This is a genomic window from Weissella sp. ESL1139, assembly GCF_058506735.1.
The window spans coordinates 1-18,879 of the sequence record NZ_CP196375.1; the positions used below are offsets into that span (position 1 = coordinate 1).

The window sequence follows — 18,879 nt, forward strand, 5'->3', positions numbered from 1 at the left end:
TATCATTCCGAATTAGCTCAGTTGGTAGAGCACACGACTGTTAATCGTGCTGTCGTCGGTTCGAGCCCGACATTCGGAGTAATTGCCGACTTAGCTCAGTTGGTAGAGCAACGGTATCGTAAACCGTAGGTCGAGGGTTCGAATCCCCCAGTCGGCATGCGATAAAGCTCTTACATTCCTTGATAAAGAGGTTTGTGGGAGTGCTTTTTATTTTCTGACACTTTTAGTGTTTGTGAAGGTAATTAAAAATTATTAGTAAGCGTACGTAACTCATTTTTGAGTTATTGTACGCTTTTTTTGTATACATTACATTATTGGTAGTAAAATAATCAGCAATAGTTTAAAGTAGAAGAAATAAGGTATACTAACTTATAATAATGAAAATAAAAAATGTTAATTTGGGGAGATTTTTATATGACTCAGAAATACTTTGGGGTAATAACCGTTAACATTACAGGAGTAGAGCTAGTAATTGTTAATCTAAAAACACATAAATCTCTTGAAAGAGTAAGTAAAGATATCAATTTGGGGGATGATATTTATCGTAATCGGCCAGTACAATTTGAAGCGGTCAGTCGCATTGTGGATGCGTTGAGTGGTTTTATTCAATTACTACGTGATTATGATGTTGATAATTACCAACTGTGGGGTAGTCAAGGGTTATCACAGGCACTTAACGCGGATTTCATCGCAGATCAATTTTATCTACATACAGGCCTAGAAATTCGGTGGCTATCAATAAGTGATGAAGCATATTACCGTAATCAAAATATTTCATTAGACTTAGCTAAAGAGAATAAAGGCATGAACAAAGTGGTTTATTTGGTAGGAATTACATCTGGTAATACTTCAATTACGCGCTTTGATGGTGGTGACTTTGTAACTTCAACGAATTTTTCTTTAGGACCTATCAAGATTGCTGAAGATTTAGAGAGCTTACGCCGTTCATCGCCTAATTCAATTGGTGTTCTAAATGATTATATTAACAGTAAGTTGAAAGATTTTGATCGTGATGGTCAAGCCAGTTTATTAGCTGGTAAAAAAGAAACACAAATTATTTTATTAGGAACTTCATCAATTAAACCAATTGTTGCTAAGTATGCAACTAATGAAAAAGATGCATCACTTTCGACTGAAGTCTTTAATGATATATTAGATGATGTTATCGATGCTTCAGATCAGTATTTAATTGATAAATTTATGATTAGCCCGTCAGCAGTACCTTTAGTATTGCCTGAATTACTACTAGTACACCGTATTAGTAAGTTAACGAATGCTAAAACATTAAGATTTTCTGATTCTAGCATTATTGATGGTGTCATTAATAATGAAGAAGTGGCATTAGGATTTTCAAAGCATGATTTTAGTGATCAAACCATTAAGATGGCTACTAATCTTGCTAACCATTATAATGTTGAACCTGTGCATCGAAAGATGGTTACAAAGTTTGCATTACATTTATTTAAGCAATTAAAACCACTACACAGGTTGGGTAAGCGCGAGGCAATTTTGTTGGAAGTGGCTTCTATTTTACATGATGTTGGTAATTATATTAGTAGTCATTCGCATTATATTCATTCTGAATATATTATTCGTCATTCGGATATTATCGGTTTGTCACAAGAAGAATTAGAAATTGTTGCTGCTATTGCTAAGTACCATAGTTCGACAACGCCAAGTGCTGATTTGAGTCATTTTGGTCAAATTTCGGCTGAAAATCGACGTTTGATTTCAAAATTAGCAGCTATTTTACGTTTAGCAGATGCATTGGATGATGACCGGCAACAAAAGATAGAAAAAATATCAGTATCAATTAAAAGCCATCATGTTGTTATTTCAGCATATAGTAATGATAATTTGGCTTATGAAAACTGGGTGTTTAATTCAAAAAGTCAGTTTTTCCAGGAAACGTACGGCTTAAAAGCAGTACTTAAACAGAGGGGGGTTAAGTAATGACAAAAATTAATTATGAAGACCCAAGTCTTTACACGAATCGTGAATTAAGTTGGATTGATTTTAATGATCGTGTTTTAGAAGAAGCACGGCAAAAAGATAATCCACTATTAGAACGACTAAAGTTTTTGAGTATTACACAAAGTAATATGGACGAGTTTGTGATGGTGCGTGTTGCATCATTAGCAAAGTTAATTGCCGTTGATTGGGATGGTCGTGATGCATCAGGTTTAACCGCACCACAACAATTAAAGGCTGTTAACAATAAAGCACATGAACAATTAATTAAACAATATACGACGTTAAATCGAATGTTGTTACCAGCAATTAAGCAAGTGGGTATTAATTTATTACGTGTGCCTGATTTAACGGATGAACAATTCCAATTTATCAAGAGTTATTTCCATGATGAATTGTATCCAGTATTAACACCAATGGCTGATGATAGTTCACGACCTTTCCCTTTTATCAGTAATGACACGATTAATTTAGCATTACGATTAACAAAAAAGGGCTCTGATACGTCATTGTATGCCACGCTGCAAGTACCTAAGATTTTTTCACGTGTGGTTAAGTTGCCGGGTGGTGAAAATGATTTTATCTTGCTAGAAGATATTATTGAACGTTTCGTTTCACAATTATTTATTAATTATGATATTAAAGAAGTTGCTATTTTCCGCGTTATTCGCGATATGGATTTGGATGTGGCTGAAGAAGATACGTCGGATCTTTTGAAGGAAGTGCAACAACAGTTAAAGTTACGAGCACACGGTAAAGTTATTCGCTTAGAAGTAACCGCAACAATTAGTAAGAAACTCAAAAAACGTTTGATTCATGAATTAGGAACGGATGAAGATTCTGTTTATGAAGTTAACGGCATGGTAGATTTGAATTTCTTAGATGAATTGGCAAGTGCGGTAACTGGGCACGATGATTTAAAGTATCCGCCATTTAAGCCATATCAAAATGAAAAATTGACGGCTGAATATAATATTTTTGACACAATCAAACAACACGATCAATTATTACATCATCCATATGATAAATTTGATTCGGTGGTGGAATTTATTCGTCAGGCATCAACCGATAAAGATGTTTTAGCGATTAAAATGACCTTGTATCGTGTGTCAGGTAATTCACCAATTATTAAATATCTCGGTCGTGCCGCTCAAAATGGTAAACAAGTGACAGTGCTAGTCGAAGTTAAAGCACGATTTGACGAAGAAAATAATGTTCATTGGGCGCGTGAGCTTGAACATATGGGCTGTCACGTTATTTATGGTCTAGTTGGACTAAAGACCCATTCTAAGTTGTCATTAGTTGTACGGCGCGAAGAGAGTGGTATCCGGCGCTACGTTCATTTGGGAACGGGAAATTATAACGATAGCACAGCCCATTTCTATACTGATCTTGGCTTGTTAACGGCTAATAATAACATTGGTATTGATGTGACCAATATTTTTAATATGCTATCTGGTTATTCACAACCGCCATATTTCCACAAATTGCATATCTCGCCTAATGGTATTCGTGAATTCATTATTGATCAAATGAATCAGGCAATTAAATTAGCTGAAACTGGTCATCCGGTTAAAGTTCGTATGAAAATGAATTCATTATCTGATCAAGAAATGATTGCGAAAATGTATGAAGCTTCGCACGCAGGTGTCACAATTGATTTAATTGTCCGCGGTATTTGTTGTTTGAAGACTGGCATTAAGGGTATTAGCGATAATATTACGGTTCATTCAATTGTTGGCCGTTTCTTAGAACATAGTCGTATTTATATTTTTGATTTTGATGGTGAGAAGCAAGTTTATTTGGCATCGGCTGATTTGATGACTCGTAATTTGAATCGTCGTGTTGAGCAGATGTTCCCAATTGAAAAGCCAACCTTGATGCAACGGGTATTGGAAATTTACCAAACGATGTGGGATGATAACGTTAAAACACGGTCATTGGCTGCTGATGGTACGTATCAACGTGTTGATCGGCGTGGTCATGTTTCACTTGACGCACAAGAATTTTTTGCTGCTCAAGCCACGAAATTATCAATAACCAGCAAAGAAAGTTTAAGTCAAAGTAATCCAAACCAGTTTCAACCCATGATGAGTCCAGAGAATCATCATGAACCCTTAAATGATTAGTAAAGGAAGTGGGAAAATATATTATGGAAAATTTTGTAGTGATCGACCTAGGCTCAAATTCAGTACGTATGACAGTTACCAAAATTAATGAAGATGGTACGCACGAACACGTTATGCAGATGAAAGAATTCGTACGTCTATCTGAAAATATGGGACCTGAGAAAGAATTAAAGTCGGCTGCGATTGACCGCACATTAAAAGCATTACATTCATTTAAGGATGTTTATGATAAGTTGGATAATGTTCACATTAAGGCAGTTGCAACAGCAGCAGTACGTCAAGCAACCAACCAAAAAGCCTTTTTGAAGAAGGTGAAGTCTGAGTTTGATATTGATTTAGAAGTTATCTCAGGTACACAGGAAGCTTATTATGATTATATCGGGGTAACCGAGACGTTATCAGTAACTAATGCAGTTTTGATTGATACTGGTGGTGCAAGTATTGAAATTGTGCTTGTTCAAAATGGTAAGGTTCAAAACTTAATTAGTATTCCAATTGGTTCAGTTACCATTTCATCTGATTTTGACTTTAGTAATAAGGTTGCAGCATCAGAATTATTTAAGGCTGTTGTGGCAATGAATGATATTTTCCAAGACATTTGGTGGCTAAAGAATGGTATGAACTTGCCTATTATTGGATTAGGAGGTAGTAATCGTACCTTAGCCAAGATCAATCGTCGTCGTGATCAATTATTTAACATGGAAGATATTCATGGTTATAAAATTGATCGTAAACGTGCCAATGATACTTTTAAAGACATTATCGGCTTAGATTATGAAGGCCGTCGTGAGGTACCAGGAATTAGTAAAGATCGTGCTGACATCATTGTTGGTGGACTGATTCCAATTGTGCTAATGATGAATGCATTGGATTCTGAAAAAATCACGTTCTCAACTAGTGGGTTACGTGTTGGTATTTTGTATGAACATCTACATGATGTACAACGTGCTGCTATTGAAGATAAAGAGAATAAATAAACGCTTAATCAGAGTCGAACATCCATGTTTGGCTCTTTTTTATATACTTGTTTTTATATACAAACTATTGACAAATACCCTAGTTGGAGATATTATAAATTACTGTAAGTTATATAAATATAACAAAACAACGTGTCGTGATGATGGCACTGAGGTCACACCTGTTCCCATACCGAACACAGCAGTTAAGCTCAGTAGCGCCAAAAGTAGTTGGAGGATCGCCTCCTGCGAGGATAGGACGTCGCGATGCATATCATTCCGAATTAGCTCAGTTGGTAGAGCACACGACTGTTAATCGTGCTGTCGTCGGTTCGAGCCCGACATTCGGAGTTCCTAGCCATTCCATTGTGGATGGCTTTTTTTGTATCAAAAGTGGGAGGATATAATGAAATTAACCATGGAAGAACAAATTAAAGAGTTATCAAGTGCTTTAGAAACAGCGCAACAAGAGGCTGATAAATGGCAAACTGGTGCTGAAATTTATGAAGCACAAGCATCTGAATTGCAGGAAACTGTGCAAGTGATGACTGAAGAAATTGAAAAGTTACGACGTGAAAATGATGCGCTTCACCAAAATGGTAACCAACCACAAACGCTAACACCACAAAATGACCAGCAGACAACTATGATGCAACAAGAAATTATGCGGTATAAAATTATTGAAGATGCATTAATTGATAAAATTCAATACTTGGAACAAGAATTAAATAAACAGAATAACTAAATTGTTATATACAAAAACCATTGGCTGATACGGCCAATGGTTTTTTAGTTAAAAGAACTTTTAATAATGTTGCTGATTTTAATTTGATCTTCTGTCATATAGTGTTGCTTTCTAAAAGCCATGTAAATATGAAAATTAGGTTGTGGTTCATCGATTAAACGAATGCTTTTTAAGCCAAGCTCATTTTCAGGCATTGCTAAGGCAGTTAAAAATGCTAAACCGATACCTTGGCGGACCAAATTTTTCATTGTGGTTACATTATTTGTTTGATAAAGAACAGAAGGATGTACACCTAATTGTTGTGACAAACTTTTAAATGCTTTTGGATGGACGAATTGTTCATCTAGTGAAATGAAGGCATCATTTGCAAAATCGGCAAATGAAGCGAATTTTCTCGGATCGTTGTCTTTAGTCACAATGACAAATGGAAATGTTGCTAGTTCAACGACTTCTAAATCAGTTAAATCAAAATTTTCTGTGGCACCAATGAGGGCAATGTCGATATTTCCTTCGCGCAGCATCGACAATAAACGGGAACTACCGTACTCTTCAGTACTGATTAAATGCAAAAAATCAGCTTCTAGTAAGCGTTTTGCGACTGTTGGAAAGAAGTACGTCCCAATAATCGGAGGCAATCCTAAACGAATTTTATTGCTTTCTAAGCGCTTTATTTCCTTGGTTGCCGTTGACCATTCCACTTGGATGTGGCGTGCACTTTGCAATAAAATCTTACCCGCTTCGGTTAAAATGATCTCTTTATGGGCTTGATTACGCGTGAATAATGGGGCGTTAACTTCCTGTTCTAAACGCTTTATGGCGTATGTGATAGTTGGTTGGGTGACATGAAATATTTCCGCAACTAAGGTGTAGTTTTTATGCACAGCGAGGCTTTCAAAATAATCTAAATCTTTTAAATGCATGTTATTTCCTCATATAAATAATTTTTATGTAAACGTATGCTTTTGACTATAATTGCTTTAACCAACTATTATACGCTTTGTACTTAATAGGAGGTATATTATTTATTATGAGTAACGGTATGCAAATTTTACGCGATCCCTTTTTGAATAAAGGGACTGCCTTTACAACGGCAGAGCGTGAAGCTTTAGATTTAGTTGGGCTATTGCCAACAAAGGTTCAATCATTATCAGAACAAATTGAACAAGCCTATGCGCAATATAACACTAAGGTTAACGATGTTGAAAAGCGCTTATTCTTAAGTCAAATTTTCAATGAAAATCGCACTCTATTTTATGCAGTTTTAGGAGCACATTTAACTGAGATGATGCCAATTGTGTACTCACCAACAGTGGGTGAAACTATTGAACATTATTCAGAGTTGTTTGTTAACCCACAAGAAGTTGCATTTTTGGATATTCATCATCCAGAAAACATTGCAGCTAGTTTGAAGAACGCAGCTAACGGTCGTGATATTGATATGTTAGTTATCACTGATGGTGAAGGAATCTTAGGTATCGGTGATTGGGGTGTTCAAGGTGCTGACATTGTTGTTGGTAAGTTGATGGTTTATACCGCTGCTGCTGGTATCGACCCTCGTCGTGTATTGCCAGTTGTTTTGGACGACGGTACTAATCGCGACACATTATTAGAAAATGAAAATTATCTTGGTAATCGTCATGAACGTGTACGTGGTGATGAATACTTTAACTTTATTGACCAATTAGTTGATGAAGCTGATCAATTGTTCCCTAACTTCTACTTGCATTTTGAAGACTTTGGTCGTTCAACGGCAACTAAGTTGTTAACGCGTTACCAAGATCGTTTGGCAACGTTTAACGACGATATTCAAGGTACTGGAATTGTTGTAACTGCAGCTGTATTGAGTGCTTTGAAGATTTCAGGTGAGCAATTAACAGACCAAACGTATGTGACATATGGTGCTGGTTCAGCCGGTGTTGGTATTGCAAATCGTGTATTACAAGAATTTATAAATGCTGGTTTGAGTGCTGACGAAGCGCGTAAGCATTTCTATTTGGTTGATCGTCAAGGATTGTTGTTTGATGATGATGAAAACTTAACACCAGAGCAACGTCCATTTGCACGTTCACGCACTGAATTTGAAAATGCTGATGCCTTAACAGATTTGGAAGCAGTTGTTAAGGCAGTACACCCAACAATCTTAGTTGGTACGTCTGGACAAGCTGGTCACTTTACAGAAGCAGTTATTCGTGACATGGCTGCACATGCAAACCGTCCAATTATTTTGCCATTATCAAACCCTACAAAGCTACATGAAGCAATTCCTGAAGATGTCATTAACTGGTCTGACGGACGTGCATTAGTTGCAACTGGTATGCCATTTGAACCTGTTAATTATGATGGTGTTACTTACCATATTGGACAAGCAAACAATGCGGTCGTTTACCCAGGTATCGGTTTGGGTGTCATCGCAAGTAAAGCAAACTTGCTAACTGAAAACATGTTATCAGCTTCAGCTGCCGCTTTGGGAGAATTGGTTGATACAAGCAAGGCTGGTAGTGCAATCTTGCCATCTTTTGAAAAGTTGTCTGAAATTTCTACTGCTGTTGCGACTGCTGTTGCTCAAGCTGCAATTGATGACAGTGTGGCACAACAACAAGGGGATGCGAAGACATTGGTTGAAAATTACCAATGGCATCCAGTATACGGGGAGGATTAAGCAATGAGTGCGATTTTAACCTCACTGGATAGCATTATTAAGATTATTTTTGTTGTATTGATTGGAATTTATTTACGTAAGAAAAATCATTTCCATGATTCTTTTAAGAAGGATTTGGAATTTTTGATTGTTAACGTTGCTTTACCAATCTCTGTGTTTGTGGGAATCCAAGAGAACTTAACTCGTGGTTTGTTAGGTAAGTTTGGTATGAGCGTTTTGTTCGTTGCCATTGGTTTCTTTATTCTTTATATTTTGAGTTTTATTGTAAATAAAGTATTCAAAATTCGCGTTGGTCGTCGTGGTATTATGATTAATACTTTCACTAACGACAATGTTATTTTTATTGGTTTGCCACTAGCATTAGCTATTTTTGGTAACAAAGCTATGCCATTTTATTTGGTTTACTACCTAGTTAATACACTTTCAACATGGGCTGTTGGTATTTTCTTCATTCAAAATGATTCAACTGAAGCACATGAGAAAACAGCTTTCAACTGGAAGAAGTTGTTGCCAGCACCAGTGCTTGGTTTCTTGATTGGTATTGTTTGGTTGTTAATTGGCTTGCCATTACCAGAAGTTGCTAGCTCAAGTTTGGATATGTTAGGTGGTCTTGTTACACCTCTTGCACTACTTTACTTAGGTATTATTATTGCTGATGCCGGTCTAAGTTCATTAAAGATTGAGCGTGATACAATTATTGCCTTGTTGGCACGTTTTGTAATTGGTCCAGCTGTGATTTTTGCTGTACTAAAGGTGGTACAACAAACACCATTTGCTTTGTCTGATTTGGGTGTGAAGGTTATCTTCCTAATGTCAGGTATGCCAGCTTTGACTGCCATGGCTTTGCTTGTTGGTCAAGCTAAAGGAGATACAAAGTTCGCAAGTAATGTAATTACTATTTCAACATTGCTGTTCATTATTTTGGTGCCAGTCTATTTGGCTGTTGGTAACTTAATTTAATATGATACAAAAAAACCGTTAAATTCATTTTTATGAATTTGACGGTTTTATCGTTTGTAAACGTGCTCCAAAAGCCTGAATCCTCAATGTAACGCATTTGCCCGCTTCATGGTCTAACGACCACAAACCGTTCAAACGACGTTACATACTGGATTCAAAGCGGCTTTTGTCGGCACTCTTGATATTAAACAGTCTTTTGCAAATTACGTAGCGTAACACTAGGATCTAGAATACCGGCGTCACTTGATAAGCTATAACGTAGATAACGATCAACATCTAGCTTAAGTTTAGGTTCTAGTTGGCTTGTGGTATAATCCTTGATGTATACGGGTCCAAAGTCACTATCAATGGTTTCATTGAAGTCGGCTGATAAGTCATCAGCCTCGCAAAGAACAAGATTGAAAGCAACATCAAATGTGCATGTTGCTGAATCAGAAAATGGACCAACACCATCATCTAAATCAAGGACGATTTTGGTGGTAGGTGTGATAAGTTGTGAAATTCGCTCTTTAGCAGAATCTGTAAATGATAAATACATAATAATTCCCCCTTTGTCGGGTATTATATCATATTTTATTATTTATTGTATGAATTTTGAAAGGATGTTTTATGTTTCATTTAATATGGGTTTTGATTATTGGTGCCGTGATTGGGGCTATTGCTGGTGCAATCACTAAAAATGGTAGTTCAATGGGTTGGATTGCTAACATTGCAGCTGGATTAGTTGGATCATGGCTTGGTGAAAAAGTTTTTGGTTCGTGGGGACCAAATGTCGCCGATATGGCAATTATTCCATCAATTATTGGCGCCGTGATTGTTGTCATTATGGTATCTTGGTTATTAAGTCGAAATGATTAATGAAGGAGTAAGTTGTGGTTAAACAAGGACATTATGCAGGCGTTCAGTCTAATAAGAAAAAGCGTTCGTTTAAGCAGCGACACCAACAAACTCAAAATAATTTGGTTAGTCGTAATGACATAGCGGACTTTTTACAAGGACGTTATGTCTTAACACAACAAGGCACTTCAAAAGTAGTCGATGAAACGATGCAGCGATTCTTATCAGAATGGTTAGTGCAGGCAACTACTTCAACTGAGAATGTTTGGCAGATTGATAAAGTGACCCAGCAAACATTGGCCCAAATTGCTAATCAGGTGCCATGGCAATTTTATGCTATTGTGGCAAAGCAGTGGTCAAAATTAAAACGATTTTTGATAAAAGAACTTCCAGCAGTACCAACAGCGGCAGCAATTAGAGTTGATAACCAAAACTTTAATTTGACGCCACTAATTAGTAAGCAACTTGCAGTTAATTGGTATTTAACGCGTTTTGGTACGGTGAGCCAATTAGCGACAGTTACGACTACCGACATTGAACAGGTGGCTAATTCATTTGTTACGGATGACCAAATTGCTTGGCAAAATGTTGCAGTCGTTTATTCAACAACACCATTTGTGGTTAATGCGAGTGATGAACAGGTTAAACAATGGTTGATTGCTTTAAATGATTTAAAAATTGAATAATTATAAAAAAACAGACTATGAAAAAACTTTTCATAGTCTGTTTTTATTATTCACGACTAGCTTCAATCGTTAAACGTGTCTTATCGACGACAGCTTGTGTTTTTTCACCTAAATGCACACCAATTAACGTGAATAGACTATCAACAATTGCAATTTGGGCAATTAATGAAGACATTGATTCACTACGGATGTTAATTTCTTCAGCCACACTAGCTAAAGTAACGGTGGCAAGTTTTGCTAATTCAGATTTAGGGAATGCTGTAATAGCGATGATCTTGACATTGTTATCCTTTAGACGTCGTGCAAGATTTAGCGTGTTGTGATTACGTCCCGAATGCGAAATAACGATTGCCACATCTTGATCAGTCATATGAACGGTTTGCATTAATTGCACGTCATAATCGGGATGTTGTTCCACGTGTAAAGGTGTGCGCAAAAACTTATGGTAAGCATCTAAAGCCACGATGGATGAACCACCAACACCAAATATGCCGATATGATCAGCGTTGATTAACAGCTTTGTTGCTGCTGACCAAGTCTGAGGTTTAATAAGATTAACAGTTGCATCAAGTGCATTTTCAGCTCCACTAAAAACTTTATGGACGATACTATTTTGATCGTCGGTTACATCAATTTCCCCAAAGAAACTATTTTGTGTAATAGGCGAACTAGCCAAACTTAATGAAAATTCGCGGAAAGAGGTAAAACCAACACGTTTAACAAAACGTGAGATGGTTGCAGTGGATACCCCAATGGCATTAGCTAATTCTTGAATAGTTAATGACCGAATTTCGGTAGGATTGCTTAAAATAAATGTTGCTATTTTACTGTCAGAACCGGTAAGTTGATCGTTCAACGACCGGATCCGAGCGAAACCTGATTGTGCCATAATTTCTCCTTAATAATTTTAATCAATATTAGATAATATAAATTAAAATAACCTATGAAAATATTTTACAACAAAATACTTGCAATGTGAAAAAGTCTTGCATTATAATGATGGAGTAGACAAAAGTAAAAGAAAAAAAGGGGTATTAAACATGAAGTTCGCAATGATCGGTCTTGGTAAGATGGGCTTGAACTTGGTAAAGAATGCCGTTGACAATGGTCATGAAGCCGTTGCATATGATTTGAGTGCTGAAACAGTTAAAGAAGCTGATTCATATTCAGATGCTGTAACTGGTGTTACTGACTTAGACGACATGTTGGCAGAATTGCCATCTCCAAAGGTTGTTTGGGTAATGGTTCCTGCTGGAAAGCCAACAAATTCAACTATCGATACTTTGATTGAGAAGATGTCAGCTGGTGATATTATCATCGACGGTGGAAACTCAAACTACAAGGATAACTTGGAGCAAAATAAGCGTACTACTGCTGCTGGTATTAAGTTCTTTGATGCTGGTACTTCAGGTGGTATGTCAGGTGCTCGTAACGGTGGAAACTTCATGATCGGTGGAGATGACGCTGAAGCATGGAAGACTATCGAACCATTGTTTGAAGGTATTGCTGAAAAAGATGGTTACCTATACACTGGTAAGCTAGGTTCAGGTCATTACTTGAAGATGGTTCACAACGGTATCGAGTATGGTATGATGCAATCAATCGCTGAAGGTTTCGAAGTATTGGAAGCTTCACAATATGATTACGACTACGAAGCTGTTGCTAAGTTGTGGAACCACGGATCAGTTATCCGTTCATGGTTGATGGAATTGGCTGAAGAGCAATTCTCAAAGGATCCTAAGCTAGAAAAGATTTCTGGTGTTATGCACTCATCTGGTGAAGGTAAGTGGACTATTGAAGAAGCATTGGACTTGCAAGTTCCAGCACCAGTTATCGCATTGTCATTGATGATGCGTTACCGTTCATTACAAGAAGACACATTTACTGGTAAGGTTGTGTCAGCTTTGCGTAATGGATTCGGTGGTCACGCAATGGATGCCGCTAAGAAGTAATTACTTGGTAAGATCTACAAAATAATTTGATTGTGAAAGTAAAGCTGGGACAGTTTATGCTGTGCCGGCTTTTTTATGCGTAAAGAGAAAAAATTGTAGTACTTCAGGCCTTTGTCACATGTTTATGCAGAGTGAGATAAAGACCGGTTTGAATCTGTAGTGTAACGTAAGAGCATGTGTCGTATAATAATAGTATTAACCGATAGGAGTCATTATGAAATACACATTAATTATTGATATGACGATGTCAGCAATCAACATAACGCTTGTTGATGAAAATGATGACGTATCGCATAAAAATTTTCCTTTTCCTAATACAGTAAAAACTTTATTTCCTAAAGATATTGTTGATAATGTGATTGCAGGAATTCAACAAGTGCAAGTTGATTTAAACAAAAACAATGATTCAATCACAACAATTAAATTTGCCGAAAATACATTGGACGGTTTGATACCTTTCGATGAAAACAATGATGCTTTAATGCCATTAACGTACGGCCATGATACACAAAAATATATTGATGCATTAAAAATGAATGGTGTAATTGGTCAAATTGAACGAAAAACGGGCTTGTTGATTCAAGAAACAACCCCACTGATTACAATGCTTTGGTTAAAAAATAATCAACCCGAGATTTTTACAAAAGCAAAACATTATATGAATATACAAAGCTATATAATTAATCAGTTATTTGGTTTGCGAATTACCTCACCGGCTGCTGCGATGCGGACTGGTTTTTATGATGTGACTCGCCAAAATTGGGATGATCAAGCGCTTGCCTTAATGGGTATAAAAGCTGATGTACTCCCAACTTTGGCTGATTTTGAGACACAAACGTTTACGCTAACCGATGAAATGCGTAATCGGCTTGGAATTGCCCAGTATATCATATTTCAGGTAAATTAAAATATGATATAATAGTAATTGTTATCGGGGATGCAGTTGGTCAAGGGGTGATGTCCTAGGACCGCCTTTACGGAGGGTGCAATGCCCTGCTGTCCGATAATGGTTTTGCTGGGGTTGTGAAGGAGCCTCAGCGAAGCGGAAGGAGTTCTAAGACGGGATTCTTAGAACAAAGGGGATTGTTAATGGGGTGGTGCCCGTTAACATGATATGGTGAAAAAGTATAAGTGGTACGTGGTGGTCCACTTATACACGAAGAGGTCTGCGCTCATTTAGTGAGAGAGACCTCTTTTTTTGTGTTATACAGAGTGCTGTAATCTGTGCTATAATTTCAGTATCATGTATGGTTCCAGTAGAAAAATAAGTGGACAAACAGAGAATTAGTGGTCGCTGTGAACTAATCAAACTTATTAACGAATTACGATCAAAAAACACATGAACGGGCATCTCACGTTACGAGAGATAAGTGGCTACAAGATGTAGCAATTTAGGTGGTACCGCGTTTAACTGCGCCCTAATCAAGAATTCTTGGTTGGGGCGCTTTTTATTTAACTATAAAACGCATCAAAAAATAATAATCAATTATTGGAGGCAAAATAAATGGCAGAAGATATATTAAATGAACTAGCTTGGCGTGGCGCAATTAACCAAGTTACCGATGAAGATGGCTTACGTGAATTAATTCAAAAAGAACAAATTGGTTTATACGCAGGAATTGATCCAACTGGTGACTCAATGCATATTGGACATTTGATTCCATTCATGATTTTAAAGCGATTCCAACTAGTTGGTCATAAGCCAGTTATCGTTGTTGGTGGTGGTACCGGAACAATCGGTGATCCATCAGGTAAGAAGTCAGAACGTAAGTTACTTTCACAAGAAGACGTTGCCGCTAATGTTGAAAAAATCCGTGCCCAAATGGTGAAATTATTTGGTGAAAATGGTTTTACAATCGTTAATAATTACGACTGGCTAGGCAAAATGTCATTGCTAGAAATGCTTCGTGATTATGGTAAGTTGTTCTCAATTAATGCCATGTTGGCTAAGGATGTGGTTGCTTCACGTTTGGATGCAGGAATTTCATTTACCGAGTTTACATACCAAATTTTGCAAGCGATTGATTTCTATGAATTGTACAAGCGTGAACATGTTCGTCTACAAATTGGTGGTTCTGATCAATGGGGAAACATCACAAACGGTGTTGATTTGATTCACAAGTTAATTGGCAGTGAAGCACCTGCATTTGGTTTGACTGTGCCATTATTGTTGAAGGCAGATGGTACTAAGTTTGGTAAAACTGAAGGTGGCGCCGTATGGTTGGACCCAGAAAAGACCACACCATTTGAGTTCTACCAATTCTGGTTGAATACTGCCGATGCTGACGTTGAAAAAATGCTAAAATTCTTCACGTTTTTGTCACAAGAAGAAATTGCTGACTTAGTAGCTGACTTGGCTGAAAACGCCTCAGCACGTAATGCACAACGTCGTCTAGCCCAAGAAGTAACGACATTTGTGCATGGTGAAGAAGCGATGCATACTGCTGAAGTCATGACGAATGTGCTATTTGGTAATGCTGATGTTGCTAGTTTAACGACTGATGAAGTGGCGGTATTGGCAGGAAATGTGCCAACATTTACAATCGATAATGCTGAAATTGGTCTATTAGATCTAATCGTTGCAGCTGGTATGGAAAAGTCAAAGACGGCAGCTCGTCGTTCAGTAAAGGACGGTGCCGTTCGGATTAACGGTGTCCAAATTAAGGATGAGGATGCTATCATTAATCCAACAGATAAATATGACGGTAAATATGTCATTGTAAAGCGCGGTAAGAAGAAGTGGGCCGTTGCGGTCGTTAAATAAGCGCTAAATTTTTAAAATTTGGCCACATGTCCGAATTTTAGGATTGTGAATGTGTAAAAATTAAGGGTTGACAATTATCTCATTGTATTCTCATAATTAGTTAAAATTTATTCATACGGGGGATTTATATTATGGCAAAAGCTAAAGCATCAGATTTTGATTGGAACAATCTAGGGTTTGCTTATCATGATTTACCTTATCGATATCGTGCAGAATATCATGATGGTGAATGGCAGCCTGGTAAGTTAGTAACAGATAGTGATTTGGGCATTAATGAAGCTGCTGTTGGACTTCATTATGGTCAACAAGTCTTCGAAGGGTTAAAGGCTTATCGTCGTAAGGATGGTGGCGTAAACATCTTCCGTCCTGATCGTAATGCAGCCCGTATGGCACGTTCAGCTGAACGACTAATGATGGCGGGTTATCCTGAAGATTTGTTTGTGGAAGCCATCAAAGAAGTGGTCAAAGCAAACCAAGATTTTGTACCACCTTACGAGTCAGGAGCAACGTTGTATATTCGCCCATTGTTGATTGCTTCCACCCCAGATATTGGGGTTCATCCTGGGGATGACTATATCTTCAATATCTTTGTAACCCCAGTTGGTGCATACTATCCAGGTGGTTTAGCTCCTACTGCTTATGTCACAAGTGACTTTGATCGTGCTGCTCATGGTGGTACTGGTCAAGCCAAGGTTGGTGGAAACTATGCCGCTTCAATGCTACCAGGTGAGCAAGCTCATAAGGCTGGTTTCTCTGACGTTGTTTACTTGGACCCACGTTTGCATGAAAACATTGAAGAGTTAGGTTCAGCGAACTTCTTTGGAATTACCAAGGATAATCGCTTCTTAACACCTAAGTCACCATCAATTTTGCCATCAGTGACAAAGTTCTCATTGCTAGAATTGGCTGAAGAAATGGGCATGCAGCCTGAAGAGACAACTATCAGCATCTATGATTTGGATCAATTTGCTGAAGCTGGTGCAATGGGTACTGCTGCCGTAATCTCACCAGTTGGTTCAATTACACATCATGGTGACAAGCATGTCTTTTATTCTGAGACTGAAGTTGGTCCGAAGACACAAGCATTGTATGATCGCTTAGTTGCTATTCAATATGGTGACGAAAAGGGTCCTGATGGTTGGATTGTTGATGTGCCATTAGACTAAAATAATAATTTTATCGAAATCAAAATCAGTTTGCGTTAGTGCAGATTTGGTTTTGATTTTTTTGTTTATTAAAGAAAAACAATTTAAATTAAAAATAAATTAGAAAAAGTGTTGACTTTCAAATTTTTAGGTCCATAATAATAAACATCAAATAAAAAACGGAGAAACAGATTATGACAAATGTAGTGATGAACAACGCAAATAACGCTTTATTACTCGGCTTAATTTTAGACGTGATTATTATCAGCTAAAAGGTCGAGCAATTTGTGTCGGCCTAAAAAAGGGCCGACTAGTTCATTACTCGAATGTGATATTCGTGAACCGCTAGTCAGGTGTAACTGACTAGCGGTTTTTTGTATTTCCAAGTTCTATGGAGAAGGGGTAAAAGTTATGGATCAAGCACAGACACAAGAAAAGAAGCTAACAACAAAGGATTATGTTTTCCTTGTTTCACAAGGAGTTTCAAACACAGTATTGGTATTTTTGGGAATTGGTTTGTTGGTTAACACTTTGGGAACCGCAATTCATTGGGATGCATTGGTGCAAGTCGGTGATATTGCACAAAAGTTGTTGGCACCTGCTTTGGGGATGGCCATCGCAGTTATGATGCGAACCTCAACATTGGTTATTGGTGGTACGATGATTGCTTCAACTGTTGGTGCCAATAGCGTCTACTTTACGGCTGGAAATGTTGCGAACACAATGACCGCTACCGGTTGGCAAGCAACACAAGATGCTGGTGCTCAAATTATGACGGCTGGTCAACCGGTATCTGCTGTGCTAGCTGGTATCATCGCAGCCATGGTTGGAAAATGGTTGACTGGTAAAACACCATTGGACATGGTTCTGGTACCATTTGCTGTTACAATGATTGGTTCCGTTGCTGGTCTAGGTTTGGCTTCAGTTACTACACCTGCTCTTAATTGGGTAAGTGGTGCTTTGGGACACACGATGCAGGTTAACCCAGTGTTGGGCTCATTGGTTGTTTCACTAGCATGGTTTGCTTTCTTGATGACACCCGCATCTTCAGCAGCATTGGCAATCGCCGTCCAGCTTGATCCAATGTCATCAGGTGCAGCTTTGATTGGAACAACCGTTGCCTTCGTTTCATTTACGGCAATGTCATACAATCAAAACACAATCGGTGGTAACATCGCCCAAGGTTTGGTTACGCCCAAGGTTCAATTTGCTAACTTGCTAAAGCGACCAATCTTGGCAGTTGGTCCAGCCGTCATTGCGATGGTTACCGCAGTCATTGCCGTTGTTGGTTTTGGTCTAAAAGTTCCTTATACACTTGCAGGTTTGGGCTTGAATTCATTGATTGCCCCATTGTGGTTGGTTGCACATGATATGCGTGGATTGATCTTGCTAATCGTGTTTGGTGTTGTTATCCCAGCCGTACTTTCATGGGCTTACTACCGTTTCTTGAAAGTTATCGGACAAACTCGTATGCAAGATTTGAAATTGCAAGAAGTTTAATTTACAGAGGCTTGCCAAATAGTTATTAAGCGTTCATACTCAAAACAGGTTAACTTGACTATTTAAGTTTTAATCGATATACTTACAATAAATAAGCAAAAAGAGGGTGTGAACATGGAATTCTATCAACCAGAATTAAATGATGATGAAGTGATTCGTCAAGAAATCGCTAAGCCTGGTAAGCAAGTAATGTTCTTGCAAGCTGATTGGTGTGGTGATTGCAAGGCGATTAAACCATTTGTAAAAGATATTAAATCAAGTGTGACATCAGCCGGTGTTAACTGGTTCGATGCTGACCGTGATGCTAACTTGGCAATTGCCCAAGAACAAGGCTTAATGGGAATTCCTGCATTTGTCTTGTTTGAAGACGGCAAGCAAGTTGATCACATTGGTAATGGTGAGCGTTTATCACCAGTGCAAGTGATGGACTGGGTTGCTCAAAACGTTTAATTAAAGCGATTCTCATAAAGTAATTGACAAGTATCTATGTAATTCGTATGATATGGTCAATTGAATTTTTAAAATTCTATGATGAGAAGAGTAATGTTATTATGCCAATTAAGAAAGCACTTGGT

General features: G+C 37.8%; 17 protein-coding genes, 3 tRNA genes, 1 rRNA gene and 1 other annotated feature (1 of these 22 only partly in view). Of the genes, 18 read left to right on the top strand and 3 right to left on the bottom strand.

Going from position 1 to position 18,879, the window contains the following annotated elements; all coding sequences use genetic code 11:
* The first annotated feature begins 6 nt into the window (after window positions 1-6).
* From ACSYSF_RS00005 to ACSYSF_RS00040, 8 genes are all read left to right on the top strand, one after another.
* A tRNA-Asn gene (locus tag ACSYSF_RS00005) sits at window positions 7-79 on the top strand.
* Window positions 80-84: 5 nt separating this feature from the next.
* Window positions 85-157: transfer RNA gene (locus ACSYSF_RS00010), tRNA-Thr, on the top strand.
* Between the two features lie 257 nt (window positions 158-414).
* On the top strand, window positions 415-1,953 hold the full coding sequence (locus ACSYSF_RS00015) for an HD domain-containing protein (protein WP_489867719.1): 1,539 nt from the start codon (window positions 415-417) through the stop codon (window positions 1,951-1,953).
* On the top strand, window positions 1,953-4,100 hold the full coding sequence (locus ACSYSF_RS00020; RefSeq protein ID WP_489867720.1) for an RNA degradosome polyphosphate kinase: 2,148 nt from the start codon (window positions 1,953-1,955) through the stop codon (window positions 4,098-4,100). Before ACSYSF_RS00015 ends, ACSYSF_RS00020 begins: the two co-directional genes overlap by 1 nt.
* Window positions 4,101-4,123: 23 nt before the next feature.
* Window positions 4,124-5,077: a Ppx/GppA phosphatase family protein gene (locus tag ACSYSF_RS00025; RefSeq protein WP_489867721.1), complete on the top strand. Its 954-nt coding sequence runs from the start codon at window positions 4,124-4,126 to the stop codon at window positions 5,075-5,077.
* Window positions 5,078-5,210: 133 nt separating this feature from the next.
* Window positions 5,211-5,327: ribosomal RNA gene (rrf, locus tag ACSYSF_RS00030) — 5S ribosomal RNA — on the top strand.
* A gap of 7 nt (window positions 5,328-5,334) precedes the next feature.
* A tRNA-Asn gene (locus tag ACSYSF_RS00035) sits at window positions 5,335-5,407 on the top strand.
* 55 nt (window positions 5,408-5,462) lie between these two features.
* Window positions 5,463-5,801, top strand: coding sequence for a hypothetical protein (locus ACSYSF_RS00040; protein WP_489867722.1), 339 nt, complete (start codon window positions 5,463-5,465; stop codon window positions 5,799-5,801).
* A gap of 44 nt (window positions 5,802-5,845) precedes the next feature.
* Here ACSYSF_RS00040 and ACSYSF_RS00045 read toward each other — a convergent pair whose 3' ends face one another.
* Window positions 5,846-6,721, bottom strand: a complete 876-nt coding sequence (locus tag ACSYSF_RS00045) for a LysR family transcriptional regulator (RefSeq protein WP_489867723.1) — start codon at window positions 6,719-6,721, stop codon at window positions 5,846-5,848.
* A gap of 107 nt (window positions 6,722-6,828) precedes the next feature.
* Here ACSYSF_RS00045 and ACSYSF_RS00050 point away from each other — a divergent pair, with 107 nt between their 5' ends.
* Window positions 6,829-8,460 carry a malolactic enzyme gene (locus ACSYSF_RS00050; RefSeq protein ID WP_489867724.1) on the top strand — a complete coding sequence of 544 codons (1,632 nt, stop codon included), beginning with the start codon at window positions 6,829-6,831 and terminating at the stop codon, window positions 8,458-8,460.
* Between the two features lie 3 nt (window positions 8,461-8,463).
* The gene (locus ACSYSF_RS00055) at window positions 8,464-9,420 is read left to right on the top strand and encodes an AEC family transporter (RefSeq protein ID WP_489867725.1); all 957 of its coding nucleotides are present in this window, start codon (window positions 8,464-8,466) and stop codon (window positions 9,418-9,420) included.
* A 184-nt stretch (window positions 9,421-9,604) separates the two neighbouring features.
* Here ACSYSF_RS00055 and ACSYSF_RS00060 read toward each other — a convergent pair whose 3' ends face one another.
* Complete coding sequence (locus ACSYSF_RS00060; protein ID WP_489867726.1) at window positions 9,605-9,958, bottom strand: iron-sulfur cluster biosynthesis family protein; 354 nt, start codon at window positions 9,956-9,958, stop codon at window positions 9,605-9,607.
* Window positions 9,959-10,029: 71 nt separating this feature from the next.
* On the opposite strand from ACSYSF_RS00060, the gene ACSYSF_RS00065 reads away from it, so the two are divergent.
* Window positions 10,030-10,278, top strand: coding sequence for a GlsB/YeaQ/YmgE family stress response membrane protein (locus tag ACSYSF_RS00065; protein ID WP_489867727.1), 249 nt, complete (start codon window positions 10,030-10,032; stop codon window positions 10,276-10,278).
* 14 nt (window positions 10,279-10,292) lie between these two features.
* Window positions 10,293-10,943 carry a hypothetical protein gene (locus ACSYSF_RS00070; RefSeq protein WP_489867728.1) on the top strand — a complete coding sequence of 217 codons (651 nt, stop codon included), beginning with the start codon at window positions 10,293-10,295 and terminating at the stop codon, window positions 10,941-10,943.
* 46 nt (window positions 10,944-10,989) lie between these two features.
* On the opposite strand, the gene ACSYSF_RS00075 is transcribed toward ACSYSF_RS00070, so the two are convergent.
* Complete coding sequence (locus ACSYSF_RS00075) at window positions 10,990-11,832, bottom strand: MurR/RpiR family transcriptional regulator (protein WP_489867729.1); 843 nt, start codon at window positions 11,830-11,832, stop codon at window positions 10,990-10,992.
* Between the two features lie 151 nt (window positions 11,833-11,983).
* On the opposite strand from ACSYSF_RS00075, the gene gnd reads away from it, so the two are divergent.
* From gnd to ACSYSF_RS00105, 6 genes are all read left to right on the top strand, one after another.
* On the top strand, window positions 11,984-12,895 hold the full coding sequence (gene gnd / locus ACSYSF_RS00080; protein WP_489867730.1) for a phosphogluconate dehydrogenase (NAD(+)-dependent, decarboxylating): 912 nt from the start codon (window positions 11,984-11,986) through the stop codon (window positions 12,893-12,895).
* 214 nt (window positions 12,896-13,109) lie between these two features.
* Entirely contained in the window at window positions 13,110-13,802 is a 693-nt protein-coding gene (locus ACSYSF_RS00085) for an FGGY family carbohydrate kinase (RefSeq protein WP_489867731.1), read from the top strand.
* A gap of 597 nt (window positions 13,803-14,399) precedes the next feature.
* Entirely contained in the window at window positions 14,400-15,659 is a 1,260-nt protein-coding gene (gene tyrS, locus ACSYSF_RS00090) for a tyrosine--tRNA ligase (protein ID WP_489867732.1), read from the top strand.
* Between the two features lie 131 nt (window positions 15,660-15,790).
* Window positions 15,791-16,825, top strand: coding sequence for a branched-chain amino acid aminotransferase (locus ACSYSF_RS00095; protein WP_489867733.1), 1,035 nt, complete (start codon window positions 15,791-15,793; stop codon window positions 16,823-16,825).
* Window positions 16,826-17,215: 390 nt separating this feature from the next.
* The gene (locus tag ACSYSF_RS00100) at window positions 17,216-18,304 is read left to right on the top strand and encodes a PTS sugar transporter subunit IIC (RefSeq protein WP_489867734.1); all 1,089 of its coding nucleotides are present in this window, start codon (window positions 17,216-17,218) and stop codon (window positions 18,302-18,304) included.
* A gap of 114 nt (window positions 18,305-18,418) precedes the next feature.
* A complete protein-coding gene (locus ACSYSF_RS00105) occupies window positions 18,419-18,754 on the top strand; it encodes a thioredoxin family protein (protein WP_489867735.1) in 336 nt (111 codons plus the stop codon).
* Between the two features lie 69 nt (window positions 18,755-18,823).
* Window positions 18,824-18,879: a binding site (T-box leader), on the top strand (it continues 179 nt past the right edge of the window).

Excerpts from the sequence above, each read along its gene's own strand:
- ACSYSF_RS00015 (WP_489867719.1), top strand. The coding sequence starts at position 415 with ATGACTCAGAAATACTTTGGGGTAATAACCGTTAACATTACAGGAGTA.
- ACSYSF_RS00020 (WP_489867720.1), top strand. The coding sequence starts at position 1,953 with ATGACAAAAATTAATTATGAAGACCCAAGTCTTTACACGAATCGTGAA.
- ACSYSF_RS00025 (WP_489867721.1), top strand. The coding sequence starts at position 4,124 with ATGGAAAATTTTGTAGTGATCGACCTAGGCTCAAATTCAGTACGTATG.
- ACSYSF_RS00040 (WP_489867722.1), top strand. The coding sequence starts at position 5,463 with ATGAAATTAACCATGGAAGAACAAATTAAAGAGTTATCAAGTGCTTTA.
- ACSYSF_RS00045 (WP_489867723.1), bottom strand. The coding sequence starts at position 6,721 with ATGCATTTAAAAGATTTAGATTATTTTGAAAGCCTCGCTGTGCATAAA.
- ACSYSF_RS00050 (WP_489867724.1), top strand. The coding sequence starts at position 6,829 with ATGAGTAACGGTATGCAAATTTTACGCGATCCCTTTTTGAATAAAGGG.
- ACSYSF_RS00055 (WP_489867725.1), top strand. The coding sequence starts at position 8,464 with ATGAGTGCGATTTTAACCTCACTGGATAGCATTATTAAGATTATTTTT.
- ACSYSF_RS00060 (WP_489867726.1), bottom strand. The coding sequence starts at position 9,958 with ATGTATTTATCATTTACAGATTCTGCTAAAGAGCGAATTTCACAACTT.
- ACSYSF_RS00065 (WP_489867727.1), top strand. The coding sequence starts at position 10,030 with ATGTTTCATTTAATATGGGTTTTGATTATTGGTGCCGTGATTGGGGCT.
- ACSYSF_RS00075 (WP_489867729.1), bottom strand. The coding sequence starts at position 11,832 with ATGGCACAATCAGGTTTCGCTCGGATCCGGTCGTTGAACGATCAACTT.
- gnd (WP_489867730.1), top strand. The coding sequence starts at position 11,984 with ATGAAGTTCGCAATGATCGGTCTTGGTAAGATGGGCTTGAACTTGGTA.
- ACSYSF_RS00085 (WP_489867731.1), top strand. The coding sequence starts at position 13,110 with ATGAAATACACATTAATTATTGATATGACGATGTCAGCAATCAACATA.
- tyrS (WP_489867732.1), top strand. The coding sequence starts at position 14,400 with ATGGCAGAAGATATATTAAATGAACTAGCTTGGCGTGGCGCAATTAAC.
- ACSYSF_RS00095 (WP_489867733.1), top strand. The coding sequence starts at position 15,791 with ATGGCAAAAGCTAAAGCATCAGATTTTGATTGGAACAATCTAGGGTTT.
- ACSYSF_RS00100 (WP_489867734.1), top strand. The coding sequence starts at position 17,216 with ATGGATCAAGCACAGACACAAGAAAAGAAGCTAACAACAAAGGATTAT.
- ACSYSF_RS00105 (WP_489867735.1), top strand. The coding sequence starts at position 18,419 with ATGGAATTCTATCAACCAGAATTAAATGATGATGAAGTGATTCGTCAA.